We start from the raw sequence: 17,019 nt of genomic DNA, 5'->3' as shown, positions 1-17,019 counted from the left end.
TGCAGAAAATGCTTTACCGCGGCCTATGTCTGTAATATTTTCAGGGCAAAAAGGTAAACAGCACTTTAAAGGAAAACCACCAGAATGTCCTGTTTAGTCAAAATTCGCTCGATCAAAGATACGCTGTCGGCCAATGAGCTGAAAATCGCTGATTTTGTGCTGAAATCACCGGCTTTGATCCGGGAGCTGTCGTCACAGAATCTGGCAGGCGCGGTCGGCGTCAGTCAGAGTAGTGTGGTTAAGTTCACGCAGAAATTAGGCTATCGGGGTTATCCGGATTTTAAGTTTGCGCTGAATGAGTCGGTGTTATCCGAGCCAGACAATACCGCACTGCATGGCAAAATTGTACTCAGTGACAATTTGCAGCAGGTCAGCGACAAACTGCTGGCCAGTAAAATCGCCGTGTTAAATTCCACCGCCACGTTAAATAGTACCGAGCTGGTGGAACAAGCAGTGCAAATGCTGCGCGATGCGCACCGCATTCATATCAGCGGTATTGGCGCATCCGCACTGGTGGCAAAAGATTTTGCCTACAAGCTGCAGAAACTCGGCTTTTGCGCCATGGCAGAAAACGACAGTCACGTGCAGCTGGCGGGGGTCGCCACTCTTGGCAAAGGTGATTTGTTATTTGCTATTAGCCAGTCTGGCAACACCCGGGAGATTGTCGAAATTAGCCGTCAGGCGCGCGCCAATCAGGCCAATGTGATGAGCCTGACCCGCTATGGCCAATCCCCGGTCGGGGATCATGCCCATTTGCACCTGTTTATGGCCACCGATGAAGAATCTGCGCGCTTATCGTCGATCCTGGCACGGACCGCGCAAGAGTATGTTATCGATTTATTGTTTATCGGTCTGACACAAGCCTGCAAAACCGGCCGTAGTCTGATGGAAAAATCCAATCAGGCGGTGGCACAGTTTTACCGTTCACGCTGAGCGAACGCTTTTACTAAAGCAAGCGCTACGGATACAGCAAATAGGGTGCCCGGCGCCTGGCAAACGCCGCTAAATCAGCCTGCCAGCTTAGGCGGATCTGCGCTGCAGTCTGTCCCTGTTCCAATTGCTGGCGCAGCTGGCTGCTGCCTGCCAGTTTGTCGAAAAAAGCCGGTTTATCAATCAAACGCACACCGTTGGCGGCGAAGCGTTGTTGCCACTCAAGCCAGACTTCCACCATCAAGCCATGTTCTGGTGTGCGTTGCCGAAAGTCTTCGGCGCCTATCACTGTATTGCGCCACGGTGGGTTTAATGACGCTCCAGGGGTACTGATTGGGGTCAACCGCCAGACTGCCGGATCTTCGAGTCGCAGCGGATGGCCCAATAGCTGAAAGGGCCAGGCCGTGCCCCGGCCAACCGACACCGCAGTGCCTTCAAATAAAGCCAGCGTTGGATACCAGGCGATCGCCTGGCTATTGGGTAAGTTCGGACTCGGCGCGACCGGTAAATCATAGGGCTGGTCACGCCGGTACTGCGTTACCGGCAACACAGTCAGCGCCAACGCCTTTGCGCCGGTGATCCAGTCTTCGCCTTTGATCATCCGGGCCAGTTCGCCCAGCGTCATACCATGCAGCAGTGGGATTGGATGCAGGCCAACAAAAGAACTGAATTCACTCTTTAACAGCGGCCCGTCCAGCCAGCGGCCATTTGGGTTGGGTCGGTCCAACACCCAGAGCGGAAGTTTTGCTGTAGCGGCGGCCTGCATCACATAATGCAAAGTCGACAGGTAGGTATAAAAGCGCGTGCCGACATCCTGCAAGTCAAACAGCAGCACATCCACATTAGCGAGTTGTAAAGCTGTCGGGGCTTTTTGCGCGCCATACAAAGAGTAGATCGGCACTCCACTGCTGCTATCTTTGCTGTCGGCGACTGCAGCGCCGGCATCCGCATCGCCGCGAAATCCATGCTCTGGTGTAAAAATCACCGTGACCTGCAGGTTGAGTTCACTGAGCGCATCGACCAAATGACAATGACCCAACCGCGAGCTTTGATTCACCACCAGGCCCAGTCGTTTGCCTTTGAGTTCAGCCTGCCGCTGTTTGAGTTGTGCGGCACCAACCCGGGCGGATAAATGTTGCTCGATCTGCGCCAACGTTGGAAAGCAACCCGGAGTCTGAGTTGTCCGGGTTTCATTGGCAAACGCAACACCGGCTAACAGGCCGGCCAGCAGCAGAGCACCCAGCTTCGCTGTTATGCTGAGCATGGCTGTGCCGGTAACAATTGGATTGCGCGCTGCAGCTGGCCAAGGGTCTGTTGTAAAAGCGCATTGGCGGCCTGTACATCGGTGTTGCTGATGGTATGCCGGTCGGGTGCGCAGTGGTATAACAAAATAGCGAGCTTGACGCTCTGATCGGCGTGCTGCAGCAGATAACCGGCATCTTCCAGAGTGCAACCAGTGGCCTGACAAATAATGTTCAGCGCTCTGGCTTTTAATTTTGCATTGCTGGCGTGCAGGTCGACCATCAGGTCCTGATACACCTTGCCACTTCGCACCATAGCTGCCGTAGAAATCATATTAAGCAGCAGTTTTTGCGCGGTGCCGGCTTTGAGACGGGTTGAGCCGCTCAGTACTTCAGGGCCTACCGCTGCACAAATAGCCAATTCTGCGCAACTCAATACCTCAGTTGCCGGATTGCAGCTGATGCCGGCCGTCAATGCACCCAGACTACGCGCAAAACGCAATCCGGCAATGACATAAGGCGTGCGGCCGCTCGCAGCAATGCCAACCAGCACATCTTTTGCGCAGAAACCGATGGCGGCTAAATCGGTAATGGCAAGGGCTTCGTCATCTTCTGCGCCTTCTTTGGCACGGAACATCGCACCATGACCGCCGGCGATCAGGCCCATCACTTGCTCAGGTTTAACGCTAAAAGTCGGCGGGCATTCCACCGCATCCAGTACGCCAAGCCGGCCGCTGGTGCCAGCGCCGAGATAGATTAACCGGCCGCCGACCGCAAAAGCGTTCACTATCCGATCAACCAGCTGCGCGACCTGTGGGATCGCAAGCGCCACGGCATGTGGCACTGTTTGGTCGGCCTGATTCAGTACCGTTAACAAGCTTTCGGTATCTAACCCGGCCAAATCAAGCCGTATCGCGGCCCGCGATTCGGTTGGTAACTGACTTAACTGGCGCGCCAGTGTTATTGCGGACAGATCACTGTCGCACGTTGCGGCAGGGAGCGGTCGCATGCCCGGTTTTGCAACCTCAGCCAGCTGCCGCGCAATCAGAATAGCGCCATGCACGCTGTCGGCTTTGGCGCTCTGACACCAGCTTTGTACCGTTGCAGATAAATAAGGCACAGTCGCGGCGGCAAGGCCGCCAAGCACAACCACAGGCAATTCAGTATCAGCGCGCGTTGCTTTGATCAACAGCTCGACGTCGGCAGCATGCTTGTGCAACACACCAAGCGCGGCCTTGCAACTGCCGGCCAGTTCAATCACGCGGGGTGCAAGCGCGGCATATTGATTAGCATTGGCTTGCCGCAACCAGGTCAGCATGTCGGTTTTATTCTGGCCTATCACCGAAAAAATATACTGGGCAAGCGAGGAATAATTATCGGGGTGACAGTCCTGCTCCCACAGCGCCGCGCGCACTGCCGCTTTGCCCATCGCCGCGCCACCGCCTTCATCACCAATGCTAAAACCCCAGCCGCCTACTTGTTGTTCTTGCTGGCGTTGATCAAGCCGCATCGCGACAGACCCGGTCCCCAGCGCAATCGCTACCACAGGCGCACCGCTATTGGCGCCATGCAAGGATGTTTTGGCATCGGTGGTGACATAACAGCCGGCAAATTGGTCTGGCTTTAACGCAGTCAGCAGATGCTGTTTTAAGCGCTCATCCCCGGCGCCGGCAATACCTACGACTAACACGATTTGCGCTGGCGTCAGCTTTGCTTGTTGCAAGACTGTGGTAATAAGTTGTATGACAGTGTCGCAGGCGCCAGGTAAGTCGTTGGTCAGATGCGCCGGGCCACTGCTGGCCTGCGCCATCTCAACGCCTTGTGCATCACAAAGCAGCGCCAGTGTTTTGCTGCCGCCACCATCAATTCCGAGCAGATAAACAGGCATCAGACACCTCATCAGATCGCTGTGAAGACAAACCATCAGACTTTGCAGTCCAGGTAATAACCGGCTGGGGCTTGCCACTGAATGCCACCAGCGTTGCCAGCATAAAACCAATACAGAGTTGCCAGGTAAAAGCCAAATCAAATTGCCAAGCTGGCGGCAAATACCACTGCTGAATATAGGGTTGTTGCAGCGCAGCCACGATAAAGCCGGTTAACAGGGCGAGGGCACAGCTGAACGTATTACCGCGCCGGCTAAATAGCGCAACCGTAAATACTGCCAGCAAACCACTGTAGGAAAACACCATAACGCCAAGCGCAAATGCCAGCAGCGGCGTATCGCTGTATTGCTGCCAGTAAAAACACAACATCGCCATTGCACCCAGCGCCAGCATCAACAGAAACATCAATGCCCGCGCCAGTGGCACTTCAGCAGATGCTGACAAACGTGCGCCCAGTTTGGGTTTCAGCATATCTTCCATCAGGACCGAGGCCATTGAATTCAGCCCGGACGTCAGCGTCGACACTGCCGCTGCGATCACGCCAACGGTGACTAATCCGCGTAAACCGGCCGGTAATTCATGCAGCACATAAAACATAAACACGGTGATGGTTTCACCGGCAAAGCGGCTTTGCGGCGCCAGTCCTTCGCTACTTTGGTAAGCCGGGTCCTGATAAAACAAAAACAGCAACAAACCGATACCCAGTAAAACGATGACCACCGGAACCACCAACAGTACCGAACCGACCAGCGCCCAAGTGCCCTGGCGGGCATCGCGGCAGGACAAAGCACGCTGGGTTAAGTCCTGATCTAAACCAAAAGAGGCAATAAACAGCAAAAAGAAACCGGTAAAAGTCGACAGCAGATTAAAGGCCCCGGCCGGGCTCATATCAGTACCAAAATCAAACAGACGTAATTTACTGGCGCTGCCATCTGCGGGAACTTGCAGCGATTGCCAAATCTGGCTGCTTTCCCCCGGCAATTGCCAGAACAGATAGCCCAGCACCAGCACGGCGGCCCCGACATAGACCGCACACTGGATCGCATCACCATAGATCACCGAGCGGATCCCGCCCCAGGTTGAATAGGCAAAACTTAGCAGGCACAGCAGCGCAATTGCGCCCAGAACATGCAGAGGAGCGATATCGGTAAACAGAATCATCGATAAGGCAATGGCGGCCATGTAAAGCCTGGCGCCACTGGCAAACAAACGGCCGACCAGATACATCCAGCCGGCATGGCGCTTGGTGCGCTCACCAAAACGATGTTGTAGTAGCGCATAAGCAGTGGTGACTTTGTACTGATAGAACTTCGGCAGCAGAAAATGGGCGACAAAAAACGCCGCAGCCAAAGCACCGAGATTGGTGGTCAGATAGGTGAGGTCGCCGCGATACGCATAATCCGGCGCGCCGAGAAAAGTTGCGGCTGATTGGGCCGTCGCCAGTACTGATATCGCAATAACCCAGGTTGGAATTTGGCGGTTGCCGGTAAAAAACTCGCGGCTACTGCCAATATTGCCACGGTTAAACCACCAGCCGGTCAACGCCAGTAACAGAAAATAACCAACGAAAATACTCCAGTCTGCTGACTGAAACGCCGAATTCATCTGTGCCCCTGTGACTTTTCTTACAGCCGTTGTTTATTTTCCAAGCATAGGGGGCATTAAATATTATTTCAAACTATTTCAACGGGAATAATATATTCTTGATTTTCACCGCAAGCTCCGGCATAACTAACAGTATTGACTGTTTTTTCTGTGCGAAGAGAAGATGCAAAGCCGCGGTTTTTCCCGTCTAGCCCTGTATGGCCTGTTATTGTTGTTATTGATTGGCACAAGTGGTGCCTGGCTTTGGTATCAACAAGTGCAGCAGCAAAAGCAAATCCGCTTTTGGCTTGGACAGAAATTAATGCTGGACCTGCGCCACTTTTGTACCGGGGAAGTGACTGTCGAACAGCCATGTCAGCAAGTGGTCACTAAGCTACCGGCGTTATGGCAACAGAAACTACAAGAGTTACAGATAGGCGGGGTGGTGTTATTTGCCGTCAATCTGCAGGAGTCGGAGCAGATCAGACATTTGACTGCCGCCTTGCAGCAAACGTCCACCGATAGCTTGCCGCTGCTGATCGCCACCGACCAGGAAGGCGGTCGCGTCGCGCGGTTGCCCGAATCAGTGTTGCCAGCATTTCCGGGCGCCATGGCGCTCGGCGCTACTTACGCCAAACATCAGCAACATTTTGCCAGTGCGCAAGGCACGGCGCAGGCGCAGACCTTGCGCCAACTCGGTATCAACATCAATTTTTCACCGTCCTTGGATGTGAACAGTGATCCGGCGAACCCGGTGATTGGCGTCCGTGCTTTTGGCGATGATCCGCAGCAGGTGGCTGCACTTGGTGTTGCATTAGCGCGCGGACTGCAACAAGGTGGTGTAGCCGCGACGCTGAAACATTTTCCGGGTCATGGCGATACGGCAACCGACAGCCACACCGGTTTGCCGCAGGTTGACCATGTGCGCGCTGTCGCTGAAACCATTGACTTAGAACCCTTTCGCCAGGCCGTGCAGGCGGGTAGTGCCCGTCTGGTGATGACCGCACATATCCAGTATCCGGCATTAGATGACAGTCAAATCCAGACGCAGCACGGGGAATGGATCGCACCGCCAGCAACTTTATCTAACACCATTCTGACCGGAGTGCTACGCGAACAGCTTGAGTTTGACGGCGTGGTGATCACCGACGCGTTGAATATGCAGGCGATTAGTGACGCTTTTACGCCATTGCAAGCGGTTAAACACAGTTTTGCCGCCGGTGCTGATATTGCGCTGATGCCGCTGGAGATCCAAAGCCCGGCCGATTTTGCCAGGCTTGAACAGCTATTGGACCAACTGGTCGCAGCGGTACAAAGCGGTGAGCTGGACGTGCAGGCGCTGGAGCAGTCTTATTTACGCATCCGCGATCTGAAGCTGTGGCTGGCGCAACAACCGAAAACCGAAGCGCTGAACTCAGATGAATCAAAGGCATTGTACCAGCGCCAACAACAGCTCGACTTTGAGATAGCGGCGAATGCCTTAACGCTACTGGACGGTGACCTGAGTGCGATTGCCAAGGCCAAAGCCTGGTATTTACTGATGCCCGATGCAGACAAATGCCGGCGTTTTAGCCTCGCGCTGCAAACCGAATTCCCGGCAGTACCGCTGCAATGTCTCGATCTTCGCAGTGACAACAGCTTGCCGCAACTGGCGCCAGGCGCGGTTGTGATTGGCGCTTATGTCGCGCCGGAACAAAGTGCCGTTGAAGCCGGCGTGCTGGCGGATTTACGCCAGGATACTGCGTTGCTCGCGCCGCTCAGTGTCGGCCAGCAACTGACGAAGCTACAACAGCAACTGGCTGTAGCACGCAGCCAACAGGCCATTACCGTCGTCGTCGCGCTGCGGTCGCCTTATCAGTTACCGCAATTTGCCGGCAAGGTGGATATACGTCTTGCCACTTATGGCTATCCGTTTAGCCTGAAACCGGATCAGGAGGCAGGCGCGGTGTTTGTCGCGCTGGCGCAATTATTCGCCGGCAAAACCACGGCAACTGGCGCGCTGCCGGTGCATTTGGATTGATGTTGCTGGTATGTGCCGTGGCAATATGGCAGTGTAAAAACGCGAAGACGGCTACGGAATAAGGAACAACGATGGTATTGGATGCGCATTCAAGCCCGACTGCGGTCAGAACCGCCGCACGACAAGGACTTTGGCAAGGACCAACGGCCGGGCTTGCCAATGGTTATGTGCAGGCTAATCTGGCGATACTGCCCGAAGCGCTGGCGGACGACTTTCTGAAATTTTGCCTGGCTAACCCTAAACCTTGTCCGTTACTGGCGTTTGCCACAAAGCCGGGTCAAACCAATTTTGTGCTGGCTGACCAAGCGCTGGATATCCGCACTGATGCGCCGCGCTACAACATTTTTCAGCACGGTATTCTGACCGACTCAGTTGCCGATTTAACCGCACAGTGGCGCGACGATATGGTCAGTTTTCTGATTGGCTGCTCTTTTTCGTTTGAAGAAGCGCTGCAACAAGGCGGCATTGAACTGCGCCACCAGACCGAACAGAAGAATGTGCCAATGTACAACACCAATATCGGATTAATTCCGGTTGGGCCTTTTCAAGGCAATATGGTGGTCAGCATGCGACCGATGCGCGCAGCGGATGCGATCCGCGCCATCCAGATTTGCAGCCGCTTTCCGACCGTGCATGGCGCGCCGGTGCATTTAGGCGATCCCAAGCTGATTGGCATCAATGATCTGCAGGTGCCGGATTATGGCGATGCCGTTAGCATCCGGGCTGATGAGATCCCGGTTTTCTGGGCTTGCGGCGTCACACCTCAGGTCGCGATTAAAAATGCCAAAGCAGATTTGGCATTTAGCCACAGTCCTGGTTGTATGTTGGTAACGGATTTAACCAATGCCAGTCTGGCGGTGCTGTAAATGCATGGCCAAATGTTAAGCTCAGGCATCCCGGTACGACTGCGTATTCATAGCGAGCAGGCATTGCTGTTGGATTTAACCGCACTGGCGCCGCAAGGCCCGGGGCCGGAACTAATGCAGGTGATGCAAAACTTGCGGATCCAGTTGCCGCTATTGCTCGGTGCTGCGTTGTTGGAGCTGGTGCCGTCTTATACCTCGGTGCTGGTTATTTTTGATGTCCTGAAAACTGACCACACTGAGATTTGGCAGAAAATTGTCAGCGCCCAGGCGATGTTGTTCCGGCCAGAACGGCAGGCAAGCAGCAATAAAGTCATCGAGTTGCCTTGTTATTACAGCGCGGAAAGCGGGCCAGATCTGGAAGCCGTCGCCGCTTTACATCAGCTGAGTATCAACGAATTGATTCAGCTGCACAGCAGTCAGGCCTATCAGGTCTATGCCATTGGCTTTGCGCCGGGTTTTGCATATCTTGGTTTTACCGATCCGCGCATCAACACACCGCGCCTTGCCAACCCCAGACCTGCGGTGGCTGCCGGTAGTGTCGCCATCGCTGACCGCCAGACTGCGGTATATCCGGCCGCATCTCCGGGCGGCTGGCATTTACTGGGCAATTGTCCAATACCGCTGTTTGATTTAACCGCAGTTCCGATGTTGCCATTTGCGGTCGGTGATACCGTGCGCTTTGTACCGATCGAACGCGCCGAGTTTCTGCGTTTAGGCGGCCAGTTATGAGTGTTCTGGCCCATCCATCCGCACAGCTTGGCTTATGGGTGCTGCAAAGCCATAGTGGTGTGCAGTTGCAGGATGCAGGCCGTTTTGGCGCCGCCGGCGCTGGCCTGACCCAAGGCGGTGCTGTGGATCTCACGGCTGCGCGCCTCGCCAATGCGCTGGTCGGCAATCATAACCATGTTGGCAGTACGTGCCCGGCGGTGATTGAAATCACGCTTGGTGCCGTCGCCTTTCGGGCGGAACAGCCAGTATTAGTGGCACTGACCGGCGCGGCGATGCCGCTGTTAATCAATAGTCAGCCGGTGCAGCGGTATCGTACTTTGTTGTTACAACCCGGTGACCTACTCGAAATTGGCTACAGCAGGGCCGGCGCCCGCGCCTATCTGGCAGTGGCTGGCGGTTTTCCGGCACCGGCCATTTGTGGCAGCGTGGCCACAGTGCGACGGGAAAAGGTCGGCGGGCCAGACGGACAGGGCAAAGCGATCAGTGCCGGTACTTTATTATCCTGTGCGGCCTGGCAGCGGCCAGATCCGCAGATCTCATTGCCGTATCATCAGCATTATCGCCACCACAGTATCCGCGCTATCCCTTTGATTGCCGGGGCTCAGCTGGAAGATCTCGACCCACAGCTACCGCAGCTGCTGACTCAGCGCTTATTTCGCGTGACGGCCCGTAGCGACCGGATGGGGATGCAATTAGGCGGTGAACCTTTGCCTGTCGTTGCACAGCAGCTGTTTTCAGAAGGGATCTGTTTAGGTGCGATGCAACTGCCGCCGAATGGCTTACCTATTGTGATGCTCAATGATCATCAGACCATTGGCGGTTATCCCAAAACCGGTGCTTTAACGCGAGGCGCCTGCGAATGCCTGGGCCAACTGATGACCGGTAACTTTGTGCGGTTTTATTGGTTGGATGTGGCTGACGCTGTGCTGCAGGAGCGTCAACGTCTGCATCTGCTGCAACAACAGCTGGACGCACTTGCTGCTGATTGGCAGCAGTGGCTGTCACAGCGAGTACAGTCGCAGCCAGACCAAGCGCGCGGAGATGCAGATGAATAAGCCGGTCAGTTCGTCACTAACGCCTGATCTGGCCGAAAACGAGCAGGGAGAAGCTACAGAGATCGAAACGTTGCTCGTGGCCCGCAATCCGCGTGGCATGGCGCTGGCTCGTCAGGCGTTGCAACCGGGTTACTTAGCGCGCGCCGCGACTTTACTGCACCAGCCTGGCCGCACTGTACTCATTGGCACCGGTTTTCCGGTGGCGGGGACCTTCGAAACGGATGGGCCCGTCGGTGCTATTGCGATTTATCGCATGCTACAACAGCTTGGTGTACAACCGGTGCTGGTTTGTGGCGACCCGTTGTTGTCTGTGTTGAACGGACATTTTCAGGTCGAAGCATTTCCGCTTGGCATTGATGGTCAGCATCGTGCAGCCCAACTATTGGCGCTGTATCAGCCAGCGGCAGTGCTCTGTATTGAAAGACCCGGGCAGGCGGTGGATGGGCGTTATTACAATATGCGCCATGAAGATATCAGCGCAAAAGTCGCCGACTTAGATGCACTGATGCGACTGGCTACTTGCCCGACTGTCGGTATCGGCGATGGTGGCAATGAAATTGGCATGGGCAAGATTATCGACACGATCCGCGCCCTCGATATCAGGCCCGCGGTGACCAGCTGCAGCGAACTGATCGTCGCCGATGTCTCGAACTGGGCGGCGTACGGCCTGGCTTACCACTGGTCGCTGCAAAGTGGTGTCGATTTGTTTGGCTGTTGCGACGCGTTGCCAAGCCTGCAGTTTTTATCCAGTCACGGCAGTGTCGATGGCGTGACCCGGCAAAATACGCTGACCGAAGATGGGCTCTCGCCGGACATTGGCGCTCAGTTATGCCAGCAGATTTATCAATTGTATCAACAACACCGGTTTGCACCGGCGTAAGGACCTGAATTGTCAGATGTGTATTTAAACGGCAGTTTTATACCCGCCAGTGAGGCCCGCATTTCACCGATGGACCGCGGTTTTTTATTTGGCGATGGCATTTATGAAGTGATCCCGAGTTATCAGGGCAAACTGGTTGGCTTTACGCCACATATCGACCGGATGCAGCGCGGACTCGCCGAAATCGGCATTCAGTTTGACTGGAGCCATGCCAAATGGCTCGACATGATCAAAGAATTGCTCATGCGCAACGGTAATGGCGATCTGGGCGTTTACTTACACGTCTCGCGCGGCACCGATAGTAAACGCGGCCATGCCTTTCCGGCCGGTGTCCTCCCAACCGTGTTTGCTTTCGCCTTTGCCATCAATCCGCCGCCGACCGGTTTGCCGGGTTCAGCCAAACCTATCCAGGTCGCCTCGGCCACTGATTTACGCTGGAAACGCTGTCACATCAAATCGACGGCGCTGCTTGGTAATGTGCTCCATCATCAGCAAGGTGTCGATGCCGGTTATCAGGAAACGATTTTGTTTAATGAACAGGATGAACTTACCGAAGGTAGTTCCTGTAATGCTTTTATTGTCAAAGATGGCATGATCAGCACACCCCCGCTGGACCAGCAGATTTTACCGGGCATTACGCGATTGTTACTGTTACAAATCCTGAGAACGCAGAGCACCTTGCCAGTACAGGAACGGGTGATCAGTAAAGCAGAAGTGCTGGCTGCGGATGAAGTCTGGCTCACCAGCTCATCAAAAGAGTTAATGCCGGTGGTTGCTATCGATGGTCAGCCAGTTGGCTCTGGAGAAGTTGGCGCTATCTGGTATCAGGCTCAGCAATTATTCGCTGCGTACAAATTTGCTGATAAATACACCGCTGTAAGCTAACTGAAACTCCCCCCGCCATGATTGATAGTGCGGGGGGGTAAAATATATATAATTCATTTAGATACTAATCTGCTGCGCTTTAAGGTTGCACTTTTTTGCCGTCAGCCTACAAGCTGTCACTGCGCCGAATAATTGAATATTCTTAATCTGTAAATTAATTCGCATAAGCTATTTCTCATAAAATAATTTATTGCTATCTTTGCTGTGGGCGGGAATAAAATTTCGCCTTGATGGACCGTCTGATTGCAGGCGGTGGCAGCGGCAACGCTTTTGTAGTCGGGCTGGTTTGGCAGCAAATCAGCGTGAAAAGCAGGTCAGCGGTACAAACAATAATAATCCGGGACTTAGCAATGAAAATAACAACATCACCGCAGTATCCGACGACGCCGGTCCGGCGTTTTGGCATCAACCTCATTACCAGCGCGCTGCTTGCCAGCGTTTTGTCTGCCACACCAGCAATGGCCCAGCAGGCAGGGGGCATTAAAGGTAAAATCAGCGCAGATTCGGCCCAAAGTTCAGTGGCAGGTTTAACAATCACCGCCAGCAGTAATGTAATGCCAAAACCACGCACCGCAGTGACCAAAGCCGATGGCTCTTATTCTCTGCCATTGTTACTTCCGGGCAAATATGACCTGACGATCAGCAACGCAACCGGCGTTGTGCGCAAAATGCAGGTTGAAGTGCAACTTGAACAAACCTCGACCGTTGACGTCAATCTCGGGGCCGGTGGCGCCGATGTCGAAGTGATCCAGGTGCTGGGTAGCTCTATCTCGCGCGAAGGCAATTCAGCACTGACGAACTCTTTAGGCGCAGAAAACATCGAGTCGCTGCCGGTGGGTCAGGAATATCGTGATTTATTAAAACTGGTGCCGGGTGTGCAATACTCGGAAAACGGTATTTTAGGCCCATCCGCCGGTGGTTCCGGTGTCGATAACAAATATGGTTTTGACGGCGTCGACGTGTCTTTACCATTATTCGGTAACCTGGCGTCCGATCCATCCACCCATGATATCGCCAGCGTGTCGATGGACCGCGGTGGCGCCAAAGCGGTTGGTTTTAACCGCGCCGGTGGTTTTTCCATTAATACCATCTCCAAATCCGGTACCAATGAATTTGAAGGTTATGTAGAGTACAAGCTGCAGGATAAAAGCCTGTCAGCAAAAAACCTCGATCCGGCAAAGGCCTATAAATCTGAACAAAGCTGGCTGACAATGGGGCTGGCGGGCCCGCTGGTCGAGGATATGCTGTATTTTTATGGCTCTTTCTACCGGCCAGAAGAAGAAAGGGCAAATAAAGCAACGAACTATGGTCCGGTGAAAGACTTTACCAGTGAACGCGACGAGTACTTTGGTAAATTAACTTTTGCGCCAACCGATGCGTTATTGTTTAACCTGAGTTTGCGTGATTCCAGCCGCAAAGACAAAGGCGCCTCCGTTCTGGCGAGTGATGCCGATACGGTGTCAGTAGGCGAATTATCTGATCAAACCATCCTGACGTTGGATGGCTCTTACCTGCTCAGCAGCAACACCAGCCTGAGTTTTAATGCCGGCCGGTTTGAACTGGAAACCGCCAGTTCGCCGGATAGCCGATTTGGCTTTCAACCGGTCATTGGCAACAAACTGGATGTAAATAATCTGACCAGCCTTGGCACCTTGTCAGTTCCGACTTTAATTGCCAATGCCACCACGCCGGCACAACTGGCCTTTAATAACTTTGCCCAACAGCTGATTAACCAGTACGGCTATACCAATGCTGCCGGCGCCAAAGCAGGCGGAGGCAGGGTCGGCGGGGCGCCACAAATCAATAACCAGAATTTCTACCGCGATAGTCTGGAATTTGCTGTTGATCATGAGCTCAGTCACGGCGATACCACGCACAAACTGCATGCCGGCTTTAAGTATTCGGATATCGAAGAAGAATTAAGCCGCTTATCCAATGGCTGGGGCACTATCGCTTATACCGGTGGCTTGCAAAAAACCGCAGCCGGTGTGCCCTATTTTTACCAAACCTCAACCGAACAAATGAGCTTGCTCGATGCCAGTGGTAAAACCGTACCACCGATTAAATCTGCCGCGCGTTCTTACAACTTTGAGATTAATGACACCATCACCCACGGCGATTTCGACTACAACATCGGGGTGTTAATCAGTAAAGATGAGTTGTTTGGCCAGGGCTTACGCGAAAAAGCCGGTACTGTATCCGGTTTTGAACTGGCGCCCGGCAACAAGTACAAAATGTACACCATTGACTGGAAGGACATGATCCAGCCACGTTTGGGGGCTACCTGGCGTTATGACGGCGAAAATACCATTTTTGCCAACTACGCTTCGTACAACCCGGAAGCGAGCTCGCTGGCCCGCGCGGCTTCCTGGGACCGCAGCACGCAGCGCACTTTGTTAGTGCGGTTTGATGAAAACGGTAACTATCTGGAAACTGCCAACCGCGGTTCGTCCAGCGGTAAAGTGTTTGCCGATGACCTGAAACCGCGCCGTATCGATGAATTCACCTTAGGCACGACCAAAGCATTGGATGGCGGCTGGTTCCTGCGCAGTCATATCAGGCATCGCGAAGGTTCGCATTTCTGGGAAGATATCTGGAACTATGCACGTTCGCGTGAAGGCACTTATGGCCCGAACGGTGGTGTGCCGGCAGATTTGCGGGCGCTTGGTGATTACGTGAAGAACCTGGAAGATATCCGCAAAGAAATTGGTGGCTCGACTTATGTTATCGCTGAGGTCGACGGCGGTTATACCAAGTATTGGGAAGCCAGTTTTGAAGCCGAATGGGTCGGTGACCGCGCTTATCTGAACGCGTCTTATGTCTGGAGCCGTTACACCGGTAACTTCGATCAGGACAACACCACTTATACCAATGACGCCAACACTTTTATCGGTTCGTCTTATTACAACGACGATAAAGGCAAATATGTCTGGGATAATAAAGACGGTACCTTGTCGGCCGACAAACCGCATCTGCTGAAAGTCTATGGCTATTACACATTAGACTGGGAAGCCAATATTGGTGCCTACTTTGTGTTCCAGTCCGGCCAGGCCTGGGAGAAGTGGTCAGGCGCTTATTACGGCCTGAACCCACGCGGCGCTTATGAAGCCGTCAGCGCTTATGCGGAAAAAGCCGGCAGCAGACGAAGCAGCAGCCACTGGCAAATGGACCTGAACTATACACAGGACTATGTGATTAATCCGGAACTGGTGGTGAAATTCCGCGCCGATCTGTTTAACGTCTTTAACCGTCAAACCGGTTATGACATTGAACCGATCGATTATGATCCGGAATACGGCACACCAAGACGCTGGTACAACCCGCGCCGGGTCCAGTTGTCAGTTCGGGTAGATTTCTAACCCTTACTGAACTGTGTCGCTGCCAACAGCTGCTGCATACCTGAGATCAACAAAAAATAAAAAAGCCAGTCGATGTTTTGACTGGCTTTTTTAATGGGTACTTTGCCACACGGTCGACGCTTAGAACTGGCTGACTTGCTGCACCCATTGGTCCAATAATGGCCGGCCTTTGGCAACGCCTTGTTCTGCATTGACCAAGCCAACAAAGATCCAGGGCCGTTGCTGGCGGTCGAACACATAACCAGCAAGGCCGGTTCCGTTGCGCAAGGTGCCGGTTTTCAGCCGGGCTCGGTCCCGGGCAGGCGTAGTGCTCATGCGATTCTGCAGAGTTCCGTCTATGCCGGCGCGTGGCAGACTGCTGGCCAAATCCAGCCCCCAAGGTTGCTGCCAGGCATGTTGTAACAACGCCGCCAGCTGACTGGCACTGATCCGGGCCTGACGTGATAAACCGGAGCCATTGTCGAGCACCAGCCCTTGTGTCGGCAGTTGGCGCTGACTTAGCCACTGCAACACAATTTGCTCTGCGGCCTGTGCAGTATCCGGTTGTTGTGGATCTGCACCTACCGGCGCCAGACGGCCTAATTGCAATGCCAGCGTACGCGCCAGGCCGTTGTCAGAATTTTTATTCAGCTGTTGCAGCAATTGCGGCAATGGCCGGCTGAAATGTTGCGCCACGACCACCGCATCTGCAGGCGTTTGTCCTTGTTGTACCAGCAAAGGTGCGCCAAAACGGCCGCCCAGCTGGCGCCAGAACTGGCTTAAGCTTAATTGCCACTGTGCATCGCGACTCAGCCAGGCTGCATCTTCCTGATGCAGGCAGTTGCGCGGGAATTCGCCACGCAACACCAGTTCAATGCCGCCGTCCGGCAGCATACGTTCATTCAGCACCAGTAAGTCCGGATTAAACAGGTCACAGCGCGCGTCGGTTAATCGCAGTTCCGATCTGAGCCGTAAGTCGGTCAACACTGGCAGACTGGAAAGCTGTACCCCGGTCGCATCGCTGCGTAGCCGCAGCTGCAGCATCTGCTGATTGAGCCCAAGTGCATCCGGAATATAGTTGTAACGGGCGCGCGGCGATTCATCAAAAGGCGGTGCCGCCGGGTCGGGCAATAACGGACTGAACCAGCTGCGGTCGAGCAGCACGCCGGCGCGTAGCTCGCGCACGCCTTCGTTATATAACTGCGCTAACATAGACGACACTGCCGCATAATCCAGCTCCGGGTCGCCTTTACCGCGCACATACAGCGGCTTGGTTAAAATGCCGCTCTGCCGGGCTTGTGCCAAATCTGCTGCATCTGCCAAGAATTCCGTTTCACCGCGCCATAACGGCCCGAGCTGATCCAATGCCACGGCACTGGTGACCAGTTTTAATGTGCTGGCGGGTTGCAGTAATAAATCTGCATTGTGCTGGATCACGGCAGTGTTCGCTGCAGGCTCACCAGGCATTGCGACCGGCAGCACCACCAGCGCAACCTGATCTGGCTGCAGGCCTGCTGCGAGGATCTGCTGCTGTAGATCATGGCGCAGTTGGAAAGCGGGCTGACTGGCGCAACCGCTCAGGAGCAAAATGAACATCAAAGAGGC

At 54.2% G+C, this 17,019-nt stretch carries 12 protein-coding genes; 8 read left to right on the top strand and 4 right to left on the bottom strand.

Annotated features, from left to right (window positions below):
• Positions 1 to 84 precede the first annotated feature (84 nt).
• Positions 85 to 933: an SIS domain-containing protein gene (locus ATY27_RS15055; RefSeq protein WP_208931444.1), complete on the top strand. Its 849-nt coding sequence runs from the start codon at positions 85 to 87 to the stop codon at positions 931 to 933.
• 25 nt (positions 934 to 958) lie between these two features.
• Here ATY27_RS15055 and ATY27_RS15050 read toward each other — a convergent pair whose 3' ends face one another.
• The 3 genes from ATY27_RS15050 to ATY27_RS15040 are packed head-to-tail and all read right to left on the bottom strand — an operon-like array spanning position 959 to position 5,662.
• Positions 959 to 2,194 carry a DUF1343 domain-containing protein gene (locus tag ATY27_RS15050; protein ID WP_244151323.1) on the bottom strand — a complete coding sequence of 412 codons (1,236 nt, stop codon included), beginning with the start codon at positions 2,192 to 2,194 and terminating at the stop codon, positions 959 to 961.
• Positions 2,182 to 4,059 carry an N-acetylmuramic acid 6-phosphate etherase gene (murQ, locus tag ATY27_RS15045; RefSeq protein ID WP_208931443.1) on the bottom strand — a complete coding sequence of 626 codons (1,878 nt, stop codon included), beginning with the start codon at positions 4,057 to 4,059 and terminating at the stop codon, positions 2,182 to 2,184. Before murQ ends, ATY27_RS15050 begins: the two co-directional genes overlap by 13 nt.
• Positions 4,034 to 5,662, bottom strand: coding sequence for a sodium:solute symporter (locus ATY27_RS15040; protein ID WP_208931442.1), 1,629 nt, complete (start codon positions 5,660 to 5,662; stop codon positions 4,034 to 4,036). Before ATY27_RS15040 ends, murQ begins: the two co-directional genes overlap by 26 nt.
• Positions 5,663 to 5,825: 163 nt before the next feature.
• Between ATY27_RS15040 and ATY27_RS15035 the strand changes: the two genes are divergently transcribed.
• The 7 genes from ATY27_RS15035 to ATY27_RS15005 all read left to right on the top strand — a co-directional run bounded on the left by ATY27_RS15035 (position 5,826) and on the right by ATY27_RS15005 (position 15,435).
• Positions 5,826 to 7,661, top strand: coding sequence for a glycoside hydrolase family 3 protein (locus ATY27_RS15035; RefSeq protein ID WP_208931441.1), 1,836 nt, complete (start codon positions 5,826 to 5,828; stop codon positions 7,659 to 7,661).
• A 71-nt stretch (positions 7,662 to 7,732) separates the two neighbouring features.
• Positions 7,733 to 8,527 carry a putative hydro-lyase gene (locus ATY27_RS15030; RefSeq protein ID WP_208931440.1) on the top strand — a complete coding sequence of 265 codons (795 nt, stop codon included), beginning with the start codon at positions 7,733 to 7,735 and terminating at the stop codon, positions 8,525 to 8,527.
• On the top strand, positions 8,528 to 9,256 hold the full coding sequence (pxpB, locus tag ATY27_RS15025; RefSeq protein WP_208931439.1) for a 5-oxoprolinase subunit PxpB: 729 nt from the start codon (positions 8,528 to 8,530) through the stop codon (positions 9,254 to 9,256).
• Positions 9,253 to 10,311, top strand: coding sequence for a biotin-dependent carboxyltransferase family protein (locus ATY27_RS15020; RefSeq protein ID WP_208931438.1), 1,059 nt, complete (start codon positions 9,253 to 9,255; stop codon positions 10,309 to 10,311). The genes pxpB and ATY27_RS15020 overlap by 4 nt, the downstream gene beginning before the upstream one ends.
• Positions 10,304 to 11,191, top strand: coding sequence for a glutamate cyclase domain-containing protein (locus tag ATY27_RS15015; protein WP_208931437.1), 888 nt, complete (start codon positions 10,304 to 10,306; stop codon positions 11,189 to 11,191). Before ATY27_RS15020 ends, ATY27_RS15015 begins: the two co-directional genes overlap by 8 nt.
• Positions 11,192 to 11,209: 18 nt before the next feature.
• The gene (locus ATY27_RS15010) at positions 11,210 to 12,076 is read left to right on the top strand and encodes a D-amino acid aminotransferase (protein WP_244151452.1); all 867 of its coding nucleotides are present in this window, start codon (positions 11,210 to 11,212) and stop codon (positions 12,074 to 12,076) included.
• A 350-nt stretch (positions 12,077 to 12,426) separates the two neighbouring features.
• On the top strand, positions 12,427 to 15,435 hold the full coding sequence (locus ATY27_RS15005) for a carboxypeptidase regulatory-like domain-containing protein (RefSeq protein ID WP_208931435.1): 3,009 nt from the start codon (positions 12,427 to 12,429) through the stop codon (positions 15,433 to 15,435).
• A gap of 120 nt (positions 15,436 to 15,555) precedes the next feature.
• Here the strand turns inward: ATY27_RS15005 and dacB are convergent, their stop codons facing one another.
• The gene (gene dacB / locus ATY27_RS15000; RefSeq protein WP_208931434.1) at positions 15,556 to 17,010 is read right to left on the bottom strand and encodes a D-alanyl-D-alanine carboxypeptidase/D-alanyl-D-alanine-endopeptidase; all 1,455 of its coding nucleotides are present in this window, start codon (positions 17,008 to 17,010) and stop codon (positions 15,556 to 15,558) included.
• Between the last annotated feature and the right edge of the window lie 9 nt (positions 17,011 to 17,019).

The sequence above is a fragment of the Rheinheimera sp. F8 genome, from assembly GCF_001518915.1.
This window is presented reverse-complemented; position numbering and strand designations above follow the sequence as displayed.